Here is a 24,015-nt window from a genome sequence, read left to right as displayed (position 1 = left end):
AGTTTGGTACGGTTTAGAATCTGCGAACAGGACATTGATAAAACTGCTTCGTACTCCGACCGATCTCGTTCCAATCTAATCGATCGCAGGCTTCTATCGTGTTTTGACTCAACTGCTCTAAATCAGTATGAAGGCTTTGCTGCATCGCTTTGAGCAATCCTTGTTTTTCATCAGGACAAAACAGAAGTGAATTCGCATCGCCTAAATACTCGGAGATGCTACCGATGCCTGGAGCAATCACCGGGACACCGTAGGACATTGCTAGAATGAGACTGCCTGAGTTCAGAATTTTCTTGTAGGGTAAAACGACGATCGAGGCTGCACTAAAGAATAAATGAATACGATCGTCTTCGATAAATTCGGGAATCAACACCACATTTGGAAGCTCTGCAATCATGTGCTGTAGCTTCTCGGCATACGCTGGGCTTGCTTTTCCTGCAATCACAAGCGTACAGTTGGCAAAGATTGATTGATTCTCCCGCCAGGTTTCTAGCAGCGTTTCAATGCCTTTGTAGGCTCGTAACAATCCCAAAGTTAGAAAGAGCCGTCCATGCGTTGGTAAGTTGAGCTTTTTTCGTGCTTCAAGCTGGCAAATTGCAGGTGGGTAAACATCTCGATAATGCCCATGAGCAATCATGACAGCTTTGGACTGATCAAAATGAAACTCCTGAGCCAAATCCTTGAGGGTTGCCTGGTTTAACACAATGATTCGATCGACTAAGCTGGCTAATTTTCGCCGCACCCATTGTTCTAAATTGGGAAAAGCTGCCTCATGGCTCAACCGATTGTGAATCGTCCAAACTACTCGAATACCTGATCGTTTGACCAGCATCACATCAATCAGAAATTTCGCTGCGTAGAGAGTGCGGATAAAGCGAGACTTACCTTTGATAAACGGCGAAATCCAGTGCAGATGCAGGACATCAATCTCTGAGGAAGGTTGAATCGTTTCGCGAAACAATGGCAAAATCCGTCGATAGCCTTGCGAAAAAAACACTTTCGTTCCCTGCACCTCTAGCGATCGAGCAAGAAGATCTTGATAGGGATTCACCGATCGACAATCTGGAACTATTAGAACGCGAAGTGCTTTCTGTCCAGAAGTTAATTTGAGAGTAACGGATTTAGTGTTTAAGGAAGTCATGCTGAACCAACTGGCGAATCCCTTCGGAATACATTAAGTGGCGAATTTTACCGACGTAGTGGCGGCAAGGAGAATTTCCGATGTCTCCTTCTAGATGCACCGCATATTCGGCAGGTAGAAGCTCTGTCCCAAACCGAGAGCTACAAAGGGCATACAAAGTTTGTTCAATCCGCCAAAAATGTCCGATCGCATCGGGTAATCCCAAAAATTCCTCGATCCAGTCAAAATTGAGAGAGGCTTTATGAATCAATCCAAGACCGGAATTAAAGCGATCGATAAGTTGGACGTTACAGTGTTCTAGAACCGTTTTCGGTTCAACCGTGTAAGCGCTTGCAGTATCTGCATTCACACTATTGAGCGAGTAATCCGGATCTTCAATTCGCCTTAACAGTTCTGTTGGCTCTTCAAAAAATAGAACATCGCTATCGAGCAGTAACATACGATCGCTTTCTAAGTACGATGCAAAATCAAAGACTTTAGGCGATAGCTGATTGGTTTTGCGAAACTCTAGACAGCGGGGATAGGCAGCTAATTCTTGTAAGATTCGTCGATCGGCACTGGAACGATCGATTAATCGAGCATTCGGAAAGTGTTGTTTAAGTGCTGTGATCTGTTCAGTTCCTAAAGTTCCATCATCGTGAATACAAAGCGCATAGCGGCGATGTGAAGCTGCATAAAACGACTTCAACGCCCACACGAGATTGAGCCAATCTTTTGCCGAAGTTAGGACATGAATTTCGCACTGGAGATCATCGGTTTGAACGATCGCTTCAGTTTGCAGGATCTTCGGACGAACCACATCGCGCCAATATGCTGTTCCTAGCCCATGCTCATATTTCTGTCTTAGATTGAGAACTAAACCGCCAATTGACATCATGATTCCCTTATCCTGCTGTTGTTGTCCCGACCATTTGTTTGAGGAAGCGTGCAACCTGCTGTTTGACCGTTTTGGGTGAGTTTGAGCGTGCTGCATTCACGGTTGCGGTGAGTTGGATTCTCAATTGTTCACCTTCGGATCGAAGTCGATCGCTGACTTGAAGAATTCTTGTAGTAACTAACGCCTGATCTTGCATCAACTTTTGTAGCTTCTCTTCGAGTTGATCAAACTGGTCAAACTCAAGCCCTAAGTCTTCTAGATTGTGATCAGCGAGTAGTCTTCTTACTTTGTCGTCGTACAAAATGGCGATAAAAGGAACACCAATTTGTAGAGCAAAAATCGCAGCATGAAACCGAGTTGCAATCAAACATCGACAGCGGTAAAGCGGCTCGATCGAGAATTCTTGAGGCACAGGATGAAATCCCAAGGTGCGAAAAAGATCCGCATCGTGATTTTTACCAAATCTCAGCGGGAATGGAACAAGATTCTCGATCGCGCTAAACGCCTCTTGCCAATCAAGCGGGTCGTAACCTTGTGGATGCTTCGATGCAATGCTCAGCGCGATCGATTGATCCATTTGTGCTGAATCTCTCAATGGATAAGGAATCATCCAAGTCAGATCCGGCATTACTTTCGCTTTGGGATGACAGTCGAGAAGAGCATGACTTTTGCGATCGCGCACTGCAAAAATTTCAGCATGCTCAACCATCCACATTAATGCTGGCTTCAGATTGGCGTTGAGTTCATTAATTCCCAATCCCACCACACCAAACGGTTTGTTGCTTTTGGTGAGCCAGTGAATTGTATCTGCCCAAATTCCAACTTCTGCCCAAACCAGTCCACCTCCCCCGATTAAGACAAAATCAAACCAGTCTAGATCCGGCGGAGTCTGGTTGTGCGGCAGTAGCACTACCGTATGAGGATACAAAGCGTGAACTAAAGCTTGTCCTAAGCGATCGTCTCCATAGTTGAGATGATGGTAGTAACCAAAAACGGCAATTTTCATCCAATTATTTTCATCCAATTAACTGTGAGGGCTAGGTGAACTCAGACGACGATGTTTGATCGCAAGCAGCCAATTCCAACAAGTAGCAGCGGTTTTTTCACCCACCAAGACGATGATGAGCGCCCAGTAGCTTTTCGGAGTGAGAGGATGGCTAAATAGGACTCTGAACAGATATTTCAAGCTCGATCGCCAAAATCCGGAACGATGTGCCAAAATTAACCATCGACAATAGGATTCATACGGAGAGTAGTAGACAGATGCGATCGGACAAGTCGGTGCAGGCTGCATTACACTACCTGGGTAGGTTTGGCAAAGCTTGTCCTGGATCGCTCTAATTTTCGCCTGATTGCGAGTGTGCGTGATGCTGCTTAAGTGCCACCGATAGTTTAATAATCGCTCCGGCAAGTTAGCTAAAGTTCCGATCTGCGAGAGTTTCAAGAACAAATCAATGTCTTCGTAATGATAGTCTTGAGTGTATCCGTCCACTGCTTTGACGCTCTCGGTTCGCATCATAACGGTAGGATGACACAATCGAGGACCAGTCCAACTTAGAAGCTCTGCCAAAATGGTGTCATGGTCTTGGCTAACTTGCGGTAAATCGATCTTGTCATTTTCTGGGTCAATGACGGTAATGGCAGTCCCCAGCACAACACAAGTCGGATGCGCCTCTAAATAGGCAACTTGTCGTTCAAATCGTTCTGGATGAGCAATATCATCAGCATCCATTCGTGCAATGTACTTGCCTTGAGCGAGACTCACGCCTTTTTGCAAGGTACGACACAATCCCATATTGACGTGATGCGAGAGTTGAACTCTCGCATCTTGCTGAGCAAATTGAGACGCGATCGCGAAACTTTGATCAGTCGAACCATCATCGAGCAGAATTAGTTCAAAATTCGAGTAGGTTTGTTTGAGGATGCTGTCGATCGCAGATTTTAGATATTTTTCTGCGTTGTAGACCGGAAATAACACAGAAACCAAGGGGGGCTGAATGCTCATAGCGTTTCGCCAATCTTTGCTAACGTTAGTTCTGAAAGCGCAAGAAAATCACGGCTGAGGTAAGGAAGCAAAGGCTTTACACAGGTTGCGGTCTGAGTTCCATAAATTGACCTGAGATAGAACAAAGAACTACTCAACGTCGAACAACAAAGCGCAATGTTTCCGTTTGCAAGTAGTAGCTCGATCGGGAATTTTTGCTCTGCGGTAAGCGCGATAATGTGATCCGAAGAAATCTGATCGGTGATATCTGGCAGGAGTGGATGACGCGATCGTGGATGTTCTTTCCAAAGAATCATATAGCCTTGATCTCTGGCTTGCTGCATTGCTTCAGCGAAAACATTCACTTCCGCTTCTTTTGGAAACGAAGAGAGATGGCTTAGATTCGACCCCAGAAACAATGCAACTTTTCGATCGGGTTTATCTTGGTAAAAATTGCAGTTGAGCGTGTGATAAAGATGTGAAAAAACTTGCTGGAGCAGTTCAGGTTGAAAATATTCGGTTGGAACTTGCCGGAATGGTTCTGAGACTTCAAGCTGTTGTCCGAGAACCGAATAGAAGGTTTTCACTCGACTGAGATGCGATCGCTTTACACCCGTCATCCAGTTTAATTCTCCTGAAACAAGCTGCTGCATCCAAAACAGCGAAGTCAAGCATGATTTTTTGGGGGCATCAAGCTGAATTTTAGGCAAATTGAGCAGATATTGAGCAGGCGCATAGGTATGCAGTCCATCTTCGTACAGAACTAATTGAGCCGATGAAAATAAGTCAGCAAACAATCGCTCATCTAGAAACTGAAGCTTACACAGCCAAAGTTCATCGACTTGAGCAGAATATGCGAGACCCAATGCGTTCAGAATCGGTGAGATTGAGGATTGTGAACGCTGCCGCTCTTCAGCATTCCAAGAACCGGGCGACCATTCAATCGCGATCGCACTTTTCCAGTTCCAAAAGTTTTGACATTGCTTCAGTACGAAATCTGCGAGTTCAAAATTACCTGTTTTGCGAGTGTAAACCACAAGGAAATCTTGATACTCTGAACCGGGATGTTGCGATCGTTCTTGCCACATCCCAGCCGTCACCATACAGAGTTGCCAGATACCATTCACCAATGCAATTCGCGTTTTCATAGCCAAGGCTCTAACTGCTCAAGTGCGAACCAAAAGCCCTCACCTTCGTTTTTGTGTCCTTGCCAAATTTCTGGAATAAATGATGCTTGGGGAGCCGTTTTATTGAGATCTTCAGCTAAGGCTGGAAAATCAATCTCGCCTTCGTGAATTTGAAGTCCTTCCCCATCAATCCCTTGAGCATCGGCAACATGAAGATGAGCGACATAGGGACCGACTTGCTCGACAAATTGCTTAAACGACCATTTGTGATGGGTGCAAGCAAGCTTAGAGTGGGACACATCTAGACAGATTCGATAGTTGTGCGTTTGGCAAAATTCAGCAATGTCTTCAGGGGCAACAAACAAATTGTGGTGGCGTTGCCCTCCAAAGTGCCACGGGAACGGCGGCATGGTTTGAGGAATGATTTCGACACCCGTTGCATCGAGTTGAGCAAGACTGTCTTGTAGGAGATCATATCGCTGTTGGCGCTGCGATCGCGCCAGTGGTGCATCGATCGTAAAGCCGCCCACATTGGTCACAATACAAGGACGAGTGGCACGTTTGAAATAAGGTTTCAGCGATCGCGTAATGTCGATGACTCGTTGAAGTTCCGCGATCGACTGTTGCCGATAGTCCGAATCAAGCGAACAGAGATCGAGCAAATGATCCCCAGCAAAGAGTTCCGGCGCATGAACAACAAAGTCTAAGTCGTGGGGAGCATCAAAGTATTGATTGATGTCTTGTTCTAAGTCTTTGTAGCTAAGATGAAACTCTAGCAGCGTGAGGTTCGTTTTTCCAATCAGGCGTTTGAAGTCGTGATAGCGCACAGGAAGACCCCAGGGACGCTTAAAATCATACGATCGAGCTTCAACCCGAATCGCATCCAAGTCGCTTGGGAAAAAGAAATCTCCGGGTTTGAACGATCGACGCGCTGTTTGACCAATCAATTCCGATTTGCGATTCGGTTGTAGTCCCCGCCCTGGACTTTTAACTTCGATCATGTCTGCTGTGATTACTTGCCCTGGTTCTATAGCACAATTGATCACAAGGCTTTTGGCTAACGTTTCCCGGTTCATCAGTTCCCCTTGACTGAGGTGACGTTCTGAACCATTACCCATCGAAGACTCAACTTGACGAATGCCTTCCACTAGCATCGCAAACTCATCTGGAAGCAAACTAACCTTGTGATCGTTGCCTTCCATGTTTTTATCTAGCGTGAAGTGCTTTTCGATTACTTTTGCACCTTTCGCCACTGCCGCGATCGCGACATAAATGCCGCGCTCGTGACCGGAATAACCGATCAGACAATCACCGATTTCTTTTAAGCGATCGAGATAGTTCAGATGCACGTCTTTGAATGGAGCCGGATACGTCGAATTACAGTGCAATAGAACATACATCGCTCCCAGACGCTTCAATAAAGCAGCGGCTTGAACAATTTCTGCTTCGTCTGACATTCCTGTGGAGCAAATCAACGGCTTTCCAGTTTTTGCTAGCGCCGTTAATAAATCATGATTTGTCAAATCTGCCGAAGCCACTTTATAAGCTTCCATGCCATAGTCTTCGAGCACAGCAAGACTTTCTAAATCCCACGGCGTACACATTGGGATAATGCTCTTAGCTTTGCAATAGTCGAAAGCCTCGAACATTTCTGCGGGTGTGAGTTGAAAGCGCGAGAGTAAATCGAGCGTATACTGTGAGCCTAAATCTTCACTCACATCATTCGCGTTTCCAGCGTTGTGATAGAGCGCTTTCATGTCGCGCATTTGGAACTTGGCGCAGTTCGCACCTGCCAAGACTGCTTCATCGATTAACTGTTTGGCTAGATCTAAGCTGCCATTGTGATTGTTGCCGATCTCAGCAATGATGAACGCTGGGGAATTGGCATCGATCGTGAAGTCGCCGATTTGAATGCTGTCTTGTTTGCGACACGCGATCGCAACTAAACGCCGATTCTGATCCAGCAGCGGAATGAATTCGATATCCTTAGAAAAGTAAGACTGTATCTTTGCTGGATCTTCGGTGTGGTCGGCAAACTTAAACGTCTTATTGGTAATGCGGGAAATCGGTTGATTGAGGTTGATATTGTCTTGCGTGACTAACCAGCGGCGAAAATCACCATCAGTTAATACGCCCTCTAGCTCACCGGATTCTGTAACTGAAAAGATAATGCGGCTTTTGTTGTCGCTGATTTTCTTCAGCGCGTTAATGATATCGTCTTCCGCGAAGACAATATACTTGGACAGATTTCTATCGATGATCATTGGGGTTGTAACTGTTGGGTGAGCAGAAATTCGATGTATTCAAAATCAGCGATCGAGTCAATCTCCCAGCTTTGCTCTTCACGCATCACAAACAGGGAAATTTTGCCGCCTAAACGATTCCCTAGTTCTTTCAACACCCACGGCTTGAAGATGTAGATCGAACCGTTCTCCATAAACTGCGGATTCATGTCTTGGCGACGTTGACGGTTGCGATAGTCATAATTAATCGATTTTGCGACACCATCCACTTGCTCCCAGAGAAATCGATGGGTTGGAGTGACCGATAGCAATGAGTCCGATTGCTCAGAGCGTAATTGCTCGATCGCTCTGTCTAAATCGGCTCCCGTTCTCAAGGGCGAAGTGCATTGCAGAAAAACAATCAGTTCGGGTTGAACTCCTGATTGTTCAATTTTGGTTAAAGCGTGTAACAATGCCGATTCTGAAGAAGCAGTATCCCCAGCAATTTCAGCAGGACGATCGATAATTTCTGCACCGTACTTTGAGGAAATTTCTGCAATCTCTGGATCATCAGTGGAAACATAAACGCGATCGACAAGCTTTGATTCTTTTGCATCTAGGATTGAATGAGCAATCAAAGGAACATTCATCAAACAACGAACATTCTTTCTGGGAACTCCCTTTGATCCTCCACGGGCTGGAATAATTGCTATGTTCGTCACTGAACTACCTCGTTTATCTGAGCGCTTCATCGATCAAGTGTTGCCAGCACTTCTGTGGGTGAGCAAGTAATATTCTTGAGGACTCGAAACACATCAGGGCGAAGATGCTGGTTTTTGATTTCTTGCCGAAGCAAACTTGCAGGAATACATCTCTTCTCAAGACCTGCTTTTAATAATGAGAAGAAAAACAATTCCTGCTTTGGATCGGGATGCTTCTGATAAAGTTCAGGTTCGCCATGAAGCAGAATGTTTTTCATTCTTCCCAACATCTTTCTTCGGCTGTTTTGGTTTCTGACCTTGAGTAGTTTTTGCAGCCGTCTCTCTTGGATTTCATCTTTTCTAATGTTGTCCATGTTCTTAGCTTTGAAAGGTAGCCCAGTCTTCCAAGGCTGTGTAATTTGCCGCGTGTTGTGCAGTAGCTTAGTTTGCTTGGTCAACGTATCATAATCATTCCAGACTTCATCTAATACGCCGATGCTGCTTGGATCTTCTGTTTTCAGAGCAATACAGTCCTGAATATCAACTTCAGCATTAAATATCTGATCGACCAGATTTTCCCATTTCCAATGCTTTAGTTTCTCGCAATCCAGCAGCATTACACTAGAGTTGTATCCTTTCTCTCTACCGAATTTTCGACTTAAAATTGCTTTGTCGCCCATGTCTTGAATGAACAGTTCATAGATATCTGAAGTGGCGAAAATGTCTGGGTCAGTCAAAATTGCTTTTCCTTGGTAACCCATCAACTGAGGGACTAAGAACCGAAGCGGAAGAAACGACTGAGGAACATCTTTATACCATGCGGCTTCTTTGCCAAATCGAATACAGGTTTTTCCGTGTTTTTGCAATAAATGGGGGTAATCTTCTAGCTGAATGATGCGAATATCAAACTGTTCGAGATGGGTTGAGGCATAGATATGGGAAAACGCTGCAACTTGAGCAGATACAATCTCATGAGCGCTGGTGTGGATGAATAGAACAGGTTTCATTGGATCAACATTGAATCGAAGTATAGATCGAACTGCTTAGGAGATTTATCGAAAACAAATTACCCGCTGTCTTCGGCTTCGCTCAGTCAGCTAGAGATCGCGCCCTGAGCGAAGCCGAAGGGCAGTCTTTCAAGCGGTAAGCTCTTTCGTAGAAATCTCCTTAGTCGCTCACAATATCCCAGGACCTTGGTTGATAAAAGGCAGAGCGATTCATTGGATACTGACTCTCTACAACAAAATGAAAGCTCTCAACAAAATCTAAGGTTGAAAGCAAATTTTGCTTGATGATAATCTTTGCGATGTAAACACCTGGTTTTAGACAAAGAAACGGCATCTTAATCTGTAGCTCATGCGTTCCTGGATGGATCGTGAAAAACTTGTCTTCAGCAGCACTATCGATCGATAAAACAATGTCGCCTTCTCCGCCTTGCTCAGAAATCAGCAGGTACAGATTCACTTGTTCGAGTTTCTGGTGCGCTTGACATTTAACACAGAAACTCATTTCCATTCCAGTCATCAAAGTTTGTAAGATTTTCCCTGCTGAGTTCTTGAAAAAGAGCGACGTGATATCTAGTCCGTAGCTATTTTGCCGAGATTTTGCCGGGAGATGAATGCAGTTAATTTGTGTTGGGGTTGATTCAACAAATAAGTCTCGCTCATATTGATTGATAATTGAACTCACACTACCTTGATCAACCAATTTTCCGCCTGATAGATAGACCGCAGTTTTACAAGAGGTAAAAATAACTTGAGAATTATGAGCAACTAGAATAAAAGACACACCTTTCTCACGGAGTTTCGCAAGTCTTCGGTGGCACTTTTGGCGAAATCTAATGTCTCCGACCGCTAACACTTCATCAATTAGCAAAATCTCCGGTTCTGTATGAATTGCACTGGCAAATCCTAACCTAGCTGCCATTCCAGAACTATAAGTCTGCACCGGAGAATCGATCGCATCTCCAATTTCTGCAAACTCAACCACACGATCGAACCGTTGATCAATCTCTTCTTTGGAAAGCCCCAAGATCGACATATTCGCATAGATATTTTCGCGCCCCGTCAAGATCGGGTTAAATCCTGCTCCCAATGCAATCAGCGGTGCAACTCGTCCTTTGACGTTAACAGACCCAGCATCCGGTTTAATCAGACCTGCAATGATGCGAAGCAAGGTTGATTTTCCGCTGCCATTTTTTCCCACGAGTCCCAAGGCTTCACCGCGTCGGAGTTGGAAGCTAACATCTTTGAGTGCCCAAAACTCTTTGGGTCTTAGCTGGTGGCTTTCTTCACGAAATCCAAGCAGATCGCTCGTCATATCCTGAACACCATAAAGCAACGATCGCTTTAAGTCCCGACAAAATCGCTTCGATACATTATTGACTGAGAGCACAACATCGCGATCTCGCACTTGAGATTGTTCTGGAACCACTTTTTCGATAGCTTTCATGCTGAGTTATGAGCTAATTCTTTCAACAACATAGGGAAGAGCAACGCGATACATCACCCAAGCGAGTAGTAATCCCACGATCGCAATTCCACTCACAATCCAAAAGCCTTGGGGATTTGACAAAATGCCTGTGGTTGCTAACTCTCGTATCGTCACTAACAAGGGCGTAACCGGATTCAGATTCACGATCGTGGCAAAGTTACCGGAAGTCGGAACTGGATAGACCACAGGCGTTAGAAATAACCAAGGTCCAGCGATGAGCGGAATGATTTTGGCAAAGTCGCTGTAGAGTGCCGCCAAAGGAGCGAGAAATAGCCCGATCGCGGTTCCGAGGCATACCAAATGAATCAGTGCAACCGGAGCAATCAACACGCTCCAACTGACCGGAATCCGAAACCAGAGAAAGACTCCGATCAATAAGATGAGCTTGATGCCGAAGTTGAAGAAGACTTCACCAAGTTTGGAAAGCACGATCGCTTCACGCGGAAAGTTGATTCGAGCCATCATTGATTTTGAAGCGGAGACGGCTTGAATCGGTCCGTTTAGAGCTTCTAGAAAGGTTTGCCAAAGCGCCGTACTCAGCATCACATAGGCAGGATAAGGAATGTCTGTTGTGCCAATGTTGAGGACTTTAGAGTTTGCCGCGAAGGTGAATCCTAAAGCAACAATAATCGGGGGGATAAATGCCCAAGCAATACCAAGAAAGGATTGACGATATTGAGCGCTGATGTCTCGGACCAAGAGCCGCCATGCTAACTCTCGTGAGGCAAGTAGGTCATACCACATCTTTTGCAGAAAGATCGGTCCGGGTTGGCGAATCCAACTGCTCGATGTGTAAGTGATATCGAATCGATCGCGGATTGAGGATTTAGAGGAACGCGGTTTGGTGCGCTTCATTGAGAGGGATAAAGAGAGGGGCAAAGACGGGTAAGAGTGGAATCAGGTGTGATGTCAATTTAGTCACACGTTCTCTGTCATTCGACCTTCTAGGAGCCAAAAAACTGACGAGAAGGTTACGGTGGAGAGGCTGAGATCAAGCTGACCATCAAAGCCCACTCCTGGAAATGAACGTTAGCTAATTGTTTGAGCAGATTTCGTAACTTACAACATCCATGTATTCTTTACAACTTCGTAGACTCGGATCAGGAGGAAAATTGAGATTTTCTAAGCAATATTGCGATCGACATTGCTAAGTTTTTTACACGTCGCCTTCAGTCTTAGCTTGCAGATTTGCGTTTCACGATCGCCATTGCAATGTAGTAATAGATCGTGAACAGAATCGTCGAAAAGATTTGTCCTCCCCAAGGACCATGCCAAAACTCAAACGAAGATCGTCCCCAATAAGCCTCAGATGCTGCAAGTAACATAATTCGAGGTACATTTGCGACGAATGCTAGAACAATCCCGATCGCAATCATTAGTGTGATTTTGATTGGACTTTGTTTAAGAAACAATCCCAGCACGAAACTAGCAACCGCTAAAATCGATGCCATGTCAAAGCCGCTACAGCCCCAATTCACATCGACCGTTTTACCTGCCAGTGTGATAAAGGTTCCGTTCTGAATCGCAGGATGACCGATCAAATTGAGTCCCCCAGATCCCCCCCATGCCATAAAGTTTTCGAGCATTCTGGGCGGGGTGAACACTTGCCACAGGGATTTTGCAACCGCAGTCGGTTGGGGAAATAGTCCGAGTCCAATCAGCGCGATCGGTAATGGATAGCGACGAAAGAAAGGCAGTCCCCAACTGCTTAGCGCAATTCCAATCAGAATCAGGATGAGGATCAATCGCTGTGCCCATTCCGAGAAAAAGCCCAACGGGGATAAAACCATTCCACAGCCGATTAGAATGTGTCCGAGTAAGCGATCGTCTTCAGAGGCTTCGAGAACTTTAATTTGCTTTCGTTGTTGCCAAAGACGATAGCCACCAAGTCCAAGCATGATTGCCATCAAACTACTTGCTGAACCGTGAAAGGATCGAACAATTAAGTTGAACAACCAGACCGGAAAATAAGCAACGCCAACCAGTATTCCTCCTGCAACGAGACGAGTATGTGCGGTCTTATTACTGATTCGCCAGAGATCATGCGCGATCGCTTTTATCTTCAAAGAGTTGATCGCGCTTGCTTTTTGCCAGTTCATGATGATACCTTCAAACCGCAATTAATTCTTGCGGCTGAGTTGCAGTCCAATTCGCCCTAAACCGAGTAATCCTAAACCGACCACAGCTAAGTTTCCAACGGTCGAAGCGCCTGTTTTGATTACCGTTCGTTTAGCATTTTGCTTGATGGTTGAAGCTTGCCCGTTCAGTTGATTGGAGACTCGCTTAATGTCTTCTAAGGTGACATTTGCACCGAGCGCAGTTGGATTGGCTTGAGCATTTCGCAGTTGGGTTTGCAGTTGGGAGGCTTGGGAATCGATCGTGGAAACGGCTTGCTGTTGTAAGGACAAGGTATCGCTGATCGCAAGAAAGCAAGACAGTAGATAGATCACACCGATCGCTAAACTAAAGGTCGATAACTGTCTGAGCCGACGACGTGCGCCAATGCTGCCAAAAATGGTCAGTGCAACTCCCAGAATGAGAATTAGACTTCGATCGCTAAATTGTTGCAGAAAGCCGACGCGCCATTCGATGTTGCCAAGTTGGGGAGGAAGTAGCACGATCAGCATATCGATCGCGAATCCAACCAAGCAGACAAGCCCTACAACTTGAGCGATACCTTTACCTGTGGGAGCCGATGAAAGTTTCTGAGGTGCGGTGGAAAGAGAAGCCATAAGAGATGAAACCGATAAACAGTGGAGTGTGAAGAGACGAACTTTGATAGTGCCGCTCTGAGAAATGCAGAAGATTTGTACATTCTCAGAGCAGCAAATTAGAAGAAGACTAGACGAATTAAGCCTTGACTTCTACCGTTTCTGGTTCTGCTTCAGTCGATGCTTCACCTTTGCGTTTGCGAAGAGCAGCAACACCGAAGCCAATCACACCCGGTAAGAGTGCTGGAGTCGGAACCGTTTGCACCTGAACGTTAGCCGTCCCTTGCAAAGACTGACTGACTTTGAGAGTACTAACCGTCGCTGTGCCAATGGTCTCATTCGTATTGTTAATCCCAACAGCACGTAATGTTCCAGTCAGCGGCGATTCAGTCGTTCCAGCAAAGTTGAACACATTGTTTCCTGTAAAGCTACCTGTGAAAGTGGCAGCATCTAAGTCAAAGAACACGGATCGACCGGCTAAAGTCAATCCACGGATGAACTCAGAAGTCGCAACAGAGGTAAATGTAGAGGTACTGCTTACCCGATTCAGAGTCAAGTTTTTGAGAATTGGAGTTCCCGCTAAGTCAGTCAATTCACCTTGTTGTCCCGACAGCGTGAATGTGCCTGTGTCAAACTTGACTGTAAATGTGTTGTTATTGATCCGTTGTCCGGTGATTCCTGTCCCGTTGACGACAAAGCCACCAGGAGCGAGACTGAGCGCATGAGCAGGTGCTGTGAAAGCAGGCATCGCTACAGCACCACCGATCGCAAGCACGCCTGCAACCGCAGCATTTAAACTAATGGATTTGAGACTCATTATTTTTGCTTACCTTAGTTGTGAAAGGTTTCCGTGAATGACTAAGTGAACTAAATTCGCTATCAAAGATCGAAGGAGTAGAGGTCTACTTCTATTCAGGTCAACGAAGGCAATTGATCGAAATCATGTTTCACCTTCGACTCCAGGCAGAGTAACTGAGTTACTGAATCTCGATAGCGTGATGCACGGGTGGTAGAAACAAAACACCTGATCCTCTGGGTGGAAACCACGAAGCGTTGCTGATTTCCTTGCCTGAATTCTAATCAAAAATTTTACATAGATCTAAGTTAAGCCATCCCTGAATTTACTGAGCTACTTGTTGCAAAAGACGATCGCACAATGATGTAGTCGTTCAACCTCAAGAATGCTTGAACTCGTCACGAAACCAACCATCCTGAGCGCTTTGGTGATATTGCTCCGATCGTCCAAGCAGTCATTACCGTGACAACACTGAAAGACACGAGCGTAATTTCACTGAAACGAATTACGCGCTTCATCAAGTCAATCCGGACAAACTGAGCGGCGTAGCGTAAAAAATTTGACCGTTGTTGCCTGAGTTCGAGCAGCTTCACAGAGGAGCTGACCCAAGACTGTAGAATCGATCGTATTAGCAAATCAAACCAACGTGAAATCATGAGAGTTCGGGGGCGAGAATCGACAACGTTAAATACCCTGAAACTCGATCGTAAAACCGCTTTGTCGAGTGGTAATATGCTGGACTCTAAAGAGCTTGACGAGCGGATAGATGCTTGACAGAAGGCACTGCACCAAGTTGAAAAATCCCAAGATTTTCTAAAGTCACGATCGCAGGAAATCATCTAATTTCAATTCAGTATAAAGGAAATTATTTGATACTGCTGATGACGAGAGAAAATTTTATCCAGATTTTTCGCTCCGTGATTTCACAAGTGCCAACTGAAACCAGTATACGGATAACCCCTCGAAGTGATCCACGATCGTGTTTTTACACACTCTTTCTTTATTTTTGCCCAGTCTTTGTAAGCAATCAGTGAAGAGACAGCGATTCTACGTGGCTAAACCGCATTACAGCAGGAATCTTCATCACTCACCCACAACGGCTCTACGCCAATTCCAATCAGGATTTTCAGCAAAAAAATCTCCGTATCCGTATTGATCACGACTCATGTTTTTACGTAGGGAGTCCTGATTCTATCAGCAAAGGATGTATAGATTAGGTAGTGACTTGCTGTTATCCTCTTTGCCCTGATACCCCGATGCGCCTCCTCACTCTGATACAGCTTTCTACCGCCGCAACCTGCCCGGTTTTGTTGCTCACTCTTTCTAAGGTAGAGAGCCAGCCTGTCAATTCTGCCGATTCCTCAAATCCTAAGCCCGATCAACCGATTCAAGCCAAACGTCCTGCTCCAACGATCGCAACTCCAATTCCGACGTTTGCCACCCTGACTCCGTTTACCATTCCGCAATTTAGCTCACCACGCATCACTCCAGCGCCCAAAGTGCAAGCAGATTCGCCTCAAACAAAATCCGCTGCAAAACCCACTGATCCATTAATTCGGACGAATTTTACCTGGGATGAACTGGTTGAGCGCTCTTTACCTGCCTCAGTGTTAAACCGCCCTGCCTCCAAGCCGAAACAGACTCAAACTCCAAAGCGCGTCGCAGCCCCATTACCCACCCTAACGCCCCCTGCGATCGCAACTCCAGTCGAAACCCCAATCCCGATCGAGACTCCCTACGTACTCGGAACCGGAGACACAATTCAACTCACCGTCGTGAACGTGCCAGAGTTCAGTGGACAGCAGCAAGTCGGAACCGATGGCTCAATCATGCTTCCGGTGATCGGTCGAGTCGGAATTGCAGGAATGAGTGTCCTAGAAGCCGAAGCCACGATCGCCAAACAACTCTCCCGCGAACTGCGTCGTCCTCGAATCTTGCTCACGGTGCTCAAATCGCGACCGCTGCGAGTGGGCATTGCTGGAGAGATTAAGCAGCCCGGATTCTATACCATGTCAGCCGCAGATGCGATTCAAGCTCCGAGTATTGCACAGGCGATTCAGCAAGCAGGAGGAGTAACGCTCTCAGCCAATCTGCAACGGGTTGAAATTCGGAGACGCGATCGCGAAAAAGGCGTACAGAAAATCGTTGTCAATCTTTCAGACATTGCTCAAACCGGAGATCTCAGTCAAAACCTTGCACTGCGCGATGGGGACTCGATCTTTATTCCGACTGCGGATAGTATCGATTTAGCCGCAATGGGACAACTTGCAGAATCGAATCTTGCCACCACCGGACAAGTAATCAATGTAGCGCTAGTGGGTGAAATTCTGCGACCTGGAGCTTACAAGATGGAAGGCAAAGAGGGCGGCAGTCGTCCAACCCTAACGCAAGCAATTCAGCAAGCAGGTGGAATCACAACCGATGCAGATTTACGCCAAGTCCAAGTGCGACGGCTCACCCGCAGCGGCAAACCTCAGTTGATCACGCTGAATCTGTGGCAATTGATTCAACAAGGCGATCTCAGCCAAGACTTACTCCTGCAACCTGGAGATACGATCCGTCTAGCAAAAGCGCCAGAAATGAGCGCTGAAGAACTGATTCAACAAGGAAATGCAAACCTTTCACCGACCGCAATTCGCGTCAATATCATCGGTGAAGTCAAAGGAGGCGGAGCCGCGCAACTTCCGCCAAACTCCACATTGAATCAAGCGATCTTGGCGGCGGGTGGACTCGATCGACGTTCCGCCAAAACTGTAGAACTCATTCGCCTTAATCCCAATGGAACCGTTATGCGTCGATCGATTCGCATTGATCTCAGTCGGGGCATTGATCCGGTCAACAATCCGGTACTGCGAAACAATGACGTGATCGTTGTCGGTCGATCTGGTTTAGCAAGGTTCTCAGATGGGGTTTCTGATCTGTTATCACCGATTTTCCGTCTGCTTCCACTCCAATTCCTGTTCTGACATGATGCACCCTTCCCAGTCGAACTCGCTATCTACCACACGCAACGGCAGCACCCCTGTTAAACCTCCTGCGGTTTCCCCACCGGGTTCTGATCCGAACAAAGATGAAAAAGATTTTCGGCAGTATCTTCAAATGGTACGGAGACGATGGCTTGCGATGTCTACGGTCGGCATCGCTGCCTTGTCGTTTTTTGTTTGGAGAACTTTAACTACTCCGTCAGTCTATCAAGGTGGCTTTCGATTGTTAGTCGAGCCGATCAATCAACCGAACCGCAATATCTCGAATCTCACAGGCGATCGACCTGCTTCTGAAGACTATGACTATGACACTCAGATTCAGATTTTGCAAAGCCCTGACCTGCTGGCTAAAACAGTCGAACAGTTAAAACCGTTGCAGCCTCAGCTTAGCTATGGACTGCTTCGGAGTGGGTTAACCATTAAGCGCGTTCCTCGAACCAAGATTCTCGAAATTCAGTACCAAAGCGGCGATCCGGGTGAAATTCGTGCAGTTTTAGAACAGTTAGTCAAAGACTATTTAGCTTACAGCGTCAACGAACGGCAAACCGATCTCAATCTAGGACTAAAGTTTGTTGAATCGCAAGTCACGACGGCTCAAGGTCGAGTTGATCAATTGCAGCGACAACTTCAGGCATTTCGCCAAAGCTATCAGTTAATCGAGCCAGATAGTGCGGGGAGTCGAGTGGTCGAACAGAGCGACCAGGTTAAACAACGTCGATCGACCTTAGAGCAAGAAATTAGAGGGGTCAGATCTTCGATCGAGAGTTTACGCGGCGAAACAGGTGCCATCTTAGCCCTGCAAAACAGCCCGACCTATCAAGCTCTAGTTCAGCAACTCCAAGGAATCGAATCGAAAATTGCTTTAGATACGACTCGGTTTGGCAATGAAAGTGCTGCGATTCAGGATCTCAAAGACAAGCGAGAAAATCTACGGGTATTGTTGCGGGAAGAGGCAAAGAAAGCCGTTGGACTGAAAGCAGCAGAACTGCTCACCCAACTTCAAGGATTAGAAACCCAGCAGCAAGCTCTGATTACCTCAGAACGATCTTTGAATCAAGAGTTTCAGCAACTTCCGATCCTTTCACGACAGTACACCGATCTGCAACGAGAATTGAAGATTGCAACTGCGAGCTTAGAGCGATTTTTAGAGACTCGTGAAAAGCTACAAGTTGAATCTTCTCAGAAAAAGCTTCCTTGGCAAGTAACGCAACCGCCCTCTACTCAAGCAAGTTTAGTGTCTCCAAATGTGAGTCAAGATTTAGCCACTGGTGTAGGAATGAGTGTAGCACTGGCGATCGGGGCTGCTTTGCTTTTAGAAAAGATTGATACGAGCTATCGCAATCTTGGCGATCTGAGAAAAGCCTCTAGTGTGCCGATTCTCGGTCAGATTCCGCATGAGCCAATGATTCAGACTGAGCGTGAATGGCAACTATTCCCGAAGAGGGGAATTAAAAAGTCGAAAAAAGGCAAAAAGAAGCGGCTCAAACGCCTCGAAGATCGAGGAACGGTTCTGTCTCTGCCGATTACTTCTTTTCATGAAGATGCTGATCCAGAAGATGTTTCTGAGTTTTCAGAAGCGTTTAGGATTCTCAGAGCCAATCTCCAGCAATTGAATCCAAGCCATCCTGTAAAGTCGATCGTGATTAGTTCTCCGGTTGTGGGCGATGGTAAATCGACGGTAGCGCTTTATCTTGCACAAACGATCGCGGAGATGGGGCAGCGGGTGTTGCTGGTAGACGGAGATTTTCGTCGATCGCAGCTTCAGAAAGGATTGCAATTACCTAGCGCTCAAGGTCTGAGTGAAGTCTTGCTTGAGAATGTCGAGTTGCAAGAACTGATTCAACAACCGTTTGCCGATCTGCCCTTTCATGTGTTGACGAAAGGCAGCAACGTTTCTAATCCGGTGCGGGTATTGACTTCTCCTCGAATGCCTGAGCTAAAACAGGACTTAATGCAGTCGTTTGATTTTGTGATTTATGATGCGCCGCCCCTGGATGACATTGCGGATGCAATGTTACTCACGCCGCATACCGATGGCTTGCTTTTAGTGGTTCGGCTCCAAAGAACAGAGCGAATGCTTGTCACCAAGACTTTGGACAATCTTACGGTTTCTGGCATTCCTGTTCTAGGAATTGTCGTTAATGACATCTAACCCGAATCCTTTATCGGGTGAATGCGTAATATATCTGTACTTATTTCAGTTAGGACACTTCGAGATCGCCCCCCAGCCCCCAAGTTTCTACCGTGTACACATAAGTCTCTTGCACTTCGTTGTGGTCAGATCGTGCCCCCCAAATCCCCCATTCTGGGGGACTTTGAGCCAGAGAAATTTCTAGAATTCTAAAGCGTTTTCTATCTTCAAAGTCCCCCAAATTTGGGGGATTTAGGGGGCTGAAGCCGATTCAACCGAAGCAAAAACGACTTGTGTATACACAGTAGACCCCCAAATTTGGGGGAGCAAGAGTCTTAAGCCCCCAAATTTGGGGGTTTGGGGGCGACTTCGAGGATGTCTTAATCTAAACTTCTACTGCTATACCAAATCAATCTTTGATTGCAACACAGAATGCCCAAGCGAATTCTATTCGCCAAGGCATTCGTAGCAGATATTTTTCACTCTGGTATCAGAGACATCACTGTATGTTTTCTACCGTAGTGCGATCGCTCTCCCAAAACAGGAACTGTTGCCCACCAATCAGGAAATCGCTTTCAAAAATTAGGAAATCGCTCTCCCAAATGAGGAACTGTTGCTCACCAATCAGGAAATCGCTTCCAAAAATTTGGGAATTGCCTTCCAAAATGAGGAACTGTTGCTCACCAATCAGGAAATCACTTTCAAAAATCAGGGAATTGTCTTCCAAAATGAGGAACTGTTGCCCACCAATCAGGAAATGATGCTCCAAAACGGTTAATTGTTGGCTCGAATTAGTCCTCACCCTCATTCACAGGGTTTGAGAGCAGGTCGTATAAAAGCGCGATCGCTGCATTATCTAATTCCCCTTTGCCCTGAGCAATCAGCGAATCCATTAACGCGGTCACTTGACCACTCCCCAGTAAAGGCACTCCCACTTCTCGCCCAGTCTGCAACACAATGTTCATATCTTTTCGGTGCAAATCGAGCTTAAATCCAGGCTGAAAAGTTCCGTCTAAAATTCGCTGCCCGTGAACCTCTAACACTCGGCTTTGAGCGAATCCACCAAGCAAAGCATCTCGAACTTTTGCAGGATCAACCCCTGATTTTTTCGCTAGTGTGAGCGCTTCTGCAACAGCTTGAACGGTCATTGCGACAACAATTTGATTGCAAGCTTTAGTGACTTGTCCGGCTCCTGCTTCTCCGATGTGAACAATGTTTTTTCCCATTGCTTGCAGGACGGGTAATGCTCGATCGAAGGCTGATTTCTCTCCGCCTACCATGATCGATAACGTTCCTTGTTGTGCGCCAATATCACCTCCAGAAACCGGAGCATCAAGCGATTGAATTTCGTGTTTTTGAAGTTCCGAGTAGATTTTTTTGGAGGTCGCAGGCGCGATCGTAGACATATCGATGAACAACATTCCCGATCGCGCTCCAGATAAAACGCCGTTCTCGCCTAATACAACCGACTCCACATCGGGAGAATCGGGAAGGCAGGTGATCACAATATCGGATTGTTCAGCAACTTGTTTGGGAGAGATTGCGGGCGTTGCGCCTTGGGTAGCGAGTTCGTCGATCGCAGTTATCGATCGATTAAACACAGTCACGCTATATCCCGCTTTTAACAAGTTTTGCACCATTGGTTTCCCCATGATGCCAAGTCCGATGAATCCGATACGTTCCATGTGATTAAATGTGTTGGTTTAAGCGATCGTAAACAGTTGCAAGAGCGGTTTCATCCCCAACATTTCCAGGAAATAGAACGACAGGCAAATTCGGGAATTGAGGATGGTCTTCTGCGGTTCTGACCATCGAAACGCCCGCTAAAACTTGCCCCAAGAGTCGAGCCGTTCTGAGTGCTAGTCCTTTACTGAGAGTATCGTTTGAAGTGATGCCCCCTTTGCTGATCAGAAAACCAATATCGGCTGGAAGACCTTGCAGAATATCCATTAATAATGTTGAAACGGATTCGCCAAAGTTCAATCGAGTTTGGGCATCTTCAAAAGTTAGCTCTTTGCGACTGGTATAAACGACAGGCGTTTTTCCAGCGTTGTGAATTTCGTTGATTTTGTCGATCGCACTCTTTAACAATTCATCATGAGCCGCATCTGATCCAACCAATTGCGCGACTTCGATTTCAACGCCAACCGTTCCCGGAGCTTCGAGCAATTTCTGTAATTGTTCAGTCGTTTTCTTCACATGAGAACCAACGATTACGGCTCCAGGCTTACCTTCTCGCACATATCTTGCCATTTCTGCTTGTGCGATCGGTTGCGCTCCCAAGTTCGCCAGTGAAGTTAATAAACTTGCGGCACTTCTAAATAAAAATCGTTTCCCTTCGGCTGCAACTGTCATCACATCAGATGCAAACCGATCCATATCTGTTTGCGTTTCCGAATCAACCACGCAGCATTGGTTATCGTGTAGCTTTTCTAATCTGGATTGAATGCTCGATCGAATATCGGAGAGCAAAAATCGCTCAACCTGATCCGCCCGAATTCGACCCTGCGTTTTCTCTTCAACGTAATCCGGTAAATAACTGTGCTGATAGCCAAACACCGAATCTTTTGCAAACTCAGTTTCGTGAACCGGAGTATCAACCCCGTTAACCTTTAAATAGTGAATGCTGTCGCGTGTCGTGCGTCCACCTTCAAAAAATGCAGGAACAAGGAAATGAGCATCGAACGAACCGAGTTCTTCCGCGATCGCATCGGTTTCGATCGGGTAATGTCCTCTCAAAGTCGAATCCGATCGACTCACCACCAGAAAATCTTGAACCGATTCTGCCGCGATCGCACTTTTCAAATTACGGCAAACTTCCTGAGTCACCGATTTTGCAGCTTCGGGAGTCATCGCTCTCGTATTTGTTAGCACAAAGAAAATCGGCGCTTCATCTCGCAATCCAATTCTCAAAGTCTCAACATCCCACTGCATGAGAAGCAGGCAACTATGAACCGTTTGCGACCCCGTTGGATCATCATCAAGCACAATGATTTTTGGTTGCATCGTTCCTGCCTCTCAGCGCTATACATCGCTCAATCTACCAGGAAACGGCGATCATGAACGATACGACATTACCGCTGAAGCTGTCTAAGCCCATTGATAGCATTTTGATGCAGTCGAGAATTTCCTGAGTTGCGAGTTAAGTCGATCGCTTTTTGATAATCCGCGATCGCATTCGTCCGATCCCCCATTGCGGCTCTCACTCGCGCCCGATTGTAGTAAGCGATCGGATCATTGGCATTGATTTGCAAAACCTGGTTGTAATCGTCGATCGCGCCTTGCCTATCTCCCATATCAAAGCGAAGATTGCCGCGATTTCCATAGGCTCCAATGTATTCGGGATCAAGTTCGATCGTTTTAGTGTAGTCCGCGATCGCGCCTTTCTTGTCGCCTGTTGCCGCTCGATCGATGCCGCGATTGTAGTACGCATCTGCATAATCGGGCTTCAATCGAATCGCTTGTGTGTAGTCTGCAATTGCACCTTTCCTGTCTCCTAACCCCGATCGCGCATCGCCTCGATTCAAATAAGCCAGCGGATCATTCGGATTCAGCTTCAAAACCTGCTCATAATCTGCGATCGCGCCTCGATAATCGCCCAGTCTCGATCTTGAATTGCCTCGATTCCCGTAAGCTGCAAGAAAATCGGGCTTCAACCGAATCGCTTGAGTGTAATCTGCGATCGCGCCGCGATAATCACCTCTCTGCTGTTTTGCATACGCTCGATCGAACAACTCACTTGGACTCAGTTGAGAAGCAGAAATCGGAGAAGTGGCTGCAATTGTGGGAAATGAAGGAGCTACCGCAAATACCCCGATCGCGAAGATGAATGGAATCGATTTTTTGAGAGTCATCAGTCTTAAGTATGTAATTTACGCACAGCCTAACTCACGTACATCGAAATCCCATTAAGTACGTTTTCCTAATCGCAAAAAATCCCCAGCCTTCGAGAGACTAGGGATTTAAGAAACGAAAAGAACTCAACTATTTGCGAATATCTTTCGCCATCTTACGGAACATATCCATATCTGAAGCTGCTTTTCGACGTTGAGCCGCAGCATCCTCGATCGGAGTCGTCGATTCCGATTCAGGCTTCGGAGCCACAATTTCGACTTTCGCTTGTCCTGGAACCACTCGACCCATTGCCGAAAGCTCTTGGATGTACTCCTTCTCTTCTGGGCTATCTAAAGTTTTAGGAAACGTGCGGCGAATCTTCTTGGAAGCCTTCATGTACTCCAGATTGCCATACGTTTGAGCATCAGTCGCATCTAAAAAGAAAGCAGAATTTTCCTTGGGGGCACGAGCAGGTTTCTCTCTTTTCTCCTGTTTTGGAGGTTCTACAGAAGCGGAATTCGTTGCCTCGTCAGTTGATTTCGATTTTGAAAATAGTCCTCGGATGAATCCGGTCATAAGTCTCCTAACCGCTGCGCGTCGCATTAATCTTAATGATGTTAAATTTTATCAAATTTATGAGTCCCATAGTGTTGTTTTTATTGCGCTTTCGATTGTTAGAAAAAGTTGAGAGATTCTGCTCCCACAAAGAAAATCTGTGACAATAAAAACAGATAGGAACTCTCATCAAGTTCAACAAAACTTAGAGGAGATTTGAAAAGTAGTCGCTCATCGCCTCAATCGCTCCTCGAATGGAATTCGGGGCTATCGGTACAAAATCGATTAAAACCGACTGAAAAGGGTTCTATTCCTCGCTTCCAGTCCCCTTTAGTGGACTTTTTCCCGATAGACCGTGATTTCCAATCACGGGCGGAATGAGATCGCAGCGAAGAGTCTTTCTATACGTTTCAAACATTCTCTTAGGACTCGCCACAAATCAGACCTTCTTTCGATCGA

General features: G+C 46.1%; 21 protein-coding genes. 2 read left to right on the top strand and 19 right to left on the bottom strand.

Going from position 1 to position 24,015, the window contains the following annotated elements:
* Positions 1 to 13 precede the first annotated feature (13 nt).
* From ACQ4M5_RS04105 to ACQ4M5_RS04040, 14 genes are all read right to left on the bottom strand, one after another.
* Positions 14 to 1,141 (bottom strand): glycosyltransferase family 4 protein, encoded by a 1,128-nt coding sequence (locus tag ACQ4M5_RS04105; RefSeq protein WP_430674331.1) that lies wholly within the window; start codon positions 1,139 to 1,141, stop codon positions 14 to 16.
* A complete protein-coding gene (locus ACQ4M5_RS04100; protein WP_430674330.1) occupies positions 1,122 to 2,018 on the bottom strand; it encodes a hypothetical protein in 897 nt (298 codons plus the stop codon). The genes ACQ4M5_RS04105 and ACQ4M5_RS04100 overlap by 20 nt, the downstream gene beginning before the upstream one ends.
* 7 nt (positions 2,019 to 2,025) lie before the next feature.
* Positions 2,026 to 3,024 carry a polysaccharide pyruvyl transferase family protein gene (locus ACQ4M5_RS04095; RefSeq protein ID WP_430674329.1) on the bottom strand — a complete coding sequence of 333 codons (999 nt, stop codon included), beginning with the start codon at positions 3,022 to 3,024 and terminating at the stop codon, positions 2,026 to 2,028.
* Between the two features lie 18 nt (positions 3,025 to 3,042).
* A complete protein-coding gene (locus ACQ4M5_RS04090) occupies positions 3,043 to 4,023 on the bottom strand; it encodes a glycosyltransferase family 2 protein (protein WP_430674328.1) in 981 nt (326 codons plus the stop codon).
* Positions 4,020 to 5,150 carry an alpha-2,8-polysialyltransferase family protein gene (locus tag ACQ4M5_RS04085; RefSeq protein WP_430674327.1) on the bottom strand — a complete coding sequence of 377 codons (1,131 nt, stop codon included), beginning with the start codon at positions 5,148 to 5,150 and terminating at the stop codon, positions 4,020 to 4,022. Before ACQ4M5_RS04085 ends, ACQ4M5_RS04090 begins: the two co-directional genes overlap by 4 nt.
* Positions 5,147 to 7,393 carry an N-acetylneuraminate synthase family protein gene (locus ACQ4M5_RS04080; RefSeq protein WP_430674326.1) on the bottom strand — a complete coding sequence of 749 codons (2,247 nt, stop codon included), beginning with the start codon at positions 7,391 to 7,393 and terminating at the stop codon, positions 5,147 to 5,149. Before ACQ4M5_RS04080 ends, ACQ4M5_RS04085 begins: the two co-directional genes overlap by 4 nt.
* Positions 7,390 to 8,103, bottom strand: a complete 714-nt coding sequence (locus tag ACQ4M5_RS04075) for a cytidylyltransferase domain-containing protein (protein WP_430674325.1) — start codon at positions 8,101 to 8,103, stop codon at positions 7,390 to 7,392. The genes ACQ4M5_RS04080 and ACQ4M5_RS04075 overlap by 4 nt, the downstream gene beginning before the upstream one ends.
* Positions 8,100 to 9,059 (bottom strand): hypothetical protein, encoded by a 960-nt coding sequence (locus ACQ4M5_RS04070; RefSeq protein WP_430674324.1) that lies wholly within the window; start codon positions 9,057 to 9,059, stop codon positions 8,100 to 8,102. Before ACQ4M5_RS04070 ends, ACQ4M5_RS04075 begins: the two co-directional genes overlap by 4 nt.
* Positions 9,060 to 9,219: 160 nt before the next feature.
* The gene (locus ACQ4M5_RS04065) at positions 9,220 to 10,503 is read right to left on the bottom strand and encodes a polysaccharide ABC transporter ATP-binding protein (RefSeq protein WP_430674323.1); all 1,284 of its coding nucleotides are present in this window, start codon (positions 10,501 to 10,503) and stop codon (positions 9,220 to 9,222) included.
* A gap of 6 nt (positions 10,504 to 10,509) precedes the next feature.
* The gene (locus ACQ4M5_RS04060; protein WP_430674322.1) at positions 10,510 to 11,400 is read right to left on the bottom strand and encodes an ABC transporter permease; all 891 of its coding nucleotides are present in this window, start codon (positions 11,398 to 11,400) and stop codon (positions 10,510 to 10,512) included.
* A 320-nt stretch (positions 11,401 to 11,720) separates the two neighbouring features.
* Positions 11,721 to 12,644: a cyanoexosortase C gene (gene crtC / locus ACQ4M5_RS04055; protein ID WP_430674321.1), complete on the bottom strand. Its 924-nt coding sequence runs from the start codon at positions 12,642 to 12,644 to the stop codon at positions 11,721 to 11,723.
* A gap of 21 nt (positions 12,645 to 12,665) precedes the next feature.
* A complete protein-coding gene (gene hpsJ-C, locus ACQ4M5_RS04050; protein WP_430674320.1) occupies positions 12,666 to 13,277 on the bottom strand; it encodes an HpsJ-like protein, cyanoexosortase C-associated in 612 nt (203 codons plus the stop codon).
* 118 nt (positions 13,278 to 13,395) lie between these two features.
* Positions 13,396 to 14,073 carry a PTPA-CTERM sorting domain-containing protein gene (locus ACQ4M5_RS04045; protein ID WP_430674319.1) on the bottom strand — a complete coding sequence of 226 codons (678 nt, stop codon included), beginning with the start codon at positions 14,071 to 14,073 and terminating at the stop codon, positions 13,396 to 13,398.
* Positions 14,074 to 14,450: 377 nt separating this feature from the next.
* Complete coding sequence (locus tag ACQ4M5_RS04040; RefSeq protein WP_430674318.1) at positions 14,451 to 14,708, bottom strand: hypothetical protein; 258 nt, start codon at positions 14,706 to 14,708, stop codon at positions 14,451 to 14,453.
* A 600-nt stretch (positions 14,709 to 15,308) separates the two neighbouring features.
* On the opposite strand from ACQ4M5_RS04040, the gene ACQ4M5_RS04035 reads away from it, so the two are divergent.
* Both ACQ4M5_RS04035 and ACQ4M5_RS04030 read left to right on the top strand, forming a co-directional pair.
* The gene (locus ACQ4M5_RS04035) at positions 15,309 to 17,018 is read left to right on the top strand and encodes an SLBB domain-containing protein (RefSeq protein ID WP_430674317.1); all 1,710 of its coding nucleotides are present in this window, start codon (positions 15,309 to 15,311) and stop codon (positions 17,016 to 17,018) included.
* A gap of 1 nt (position 17,019) precedes the next feature.
* The gene (locus tag ACQ4M5_RS04030; RefSeq protein ID WP_430674316.1) at positions 17,020 to 19,188 is read left to right on the top strand and encodes a GumC family protein; all 2,169 of its coding nucleotides are present in this window, start codon (positions 17,020 to 17,022) and stop codon (positions 19,186 to 19,188) included.
* Positions 19,189 to 19,666: 478 nt separating this feature from the next.
* Here ACQ4M5_RS04030 and ACQ4M5_RS04025 read toward each other — a convergent pair whose 3' ends face one another.
* The 5 genes from ACQ4M5_RS04025 to ACQ4M5_RS04005 all read right to left on the bottom strand — a co-directional run bounded on the left by ACQ4M5_RS04025 (position 19,667) and on the right by ACQ4M5_RS04005 (position 23,577).
* Positions 19,667 to 19,969, bottom strand: a complete 303-nt coding sequence (locus ACQ4M5_RS04025) for a hypothetical protein (protein ID WP_430674315.1) — start codon at positions 19,967 to 19,969, stop codon at positions 19,667 to 19,669.
* Positions 19,959 to 20,852, bottom strand: a complete 894-nt coding sequence (locus tag ACQ4M5_RS04020; RefSeq protein WP_430674314.1) for a 2-hydroxy-3-oxopropionate reductase — start codon at positions 20,850 to 20,852, stop codon at positions 19,959 to 19,961. The genes ACQ4M5_RS04025 and ACQ4M5_RS04020 overlap by 11 nt, the downstream gene beginning before the upstream one ends.
* Before the next feature lie 4 nt (positions 20,853 to 20,856).
* Positions 20,857 to 22,173, bottom strand: coding sequence for a four-carbon acid sugar kinase family protein (locus ACQ4M5_RS04015; RefSeq protein ID WP_430674313.1), 1,317 nt, complete (start codon positions 22,171 to 22,173; stop codon positions 20,857 to 20,859).
* Positions 22,174 to 22,241: 68 nt separating this feature from the next.
* A complete protein-coding gene (locus ACQ4M5_RS04010; RefSeq protein ID WP_430674312.1) occupies positions 22,242 to 23,021 on the bottom strand; it encodes a tetratricopeptide repeat protein in 780 nt (259 codons plus the stop codon).
* A gap of 130 nt (positions 23,022 to 23,151) precedes the next feature.
* Positions 23,152 to 23,577 carry a hypothetical protein gene (locus ACQ4M5_RS04005; RefSeq protein WP_430674311.1) on the bottom strand — a complete coding sequence of 142 codons (426 nt, stop codon included), beginning with the start codon at positions 23,575 to 23,577 and terminating at the stop codon, positions 23,152 to 23,154.
* Positions 23,578 to 24,015: the final 438 nt, after the last annotated feature.

It is taken from the genome of Leptolyngbya sp. AN10, from assembly GCF_050565645.1.
Lineage (GTDB): Bacteria > Cyanobacteriota > Cyanobacteriia > Leptolyngbyales > Leptolyngbyaceae > Leptolyngbya.
The sequence above is the reverse complement of the archived record's forward strand: the minus strand, read 5'-3'. Positions and strand labels throughout refer to the sequence as shown.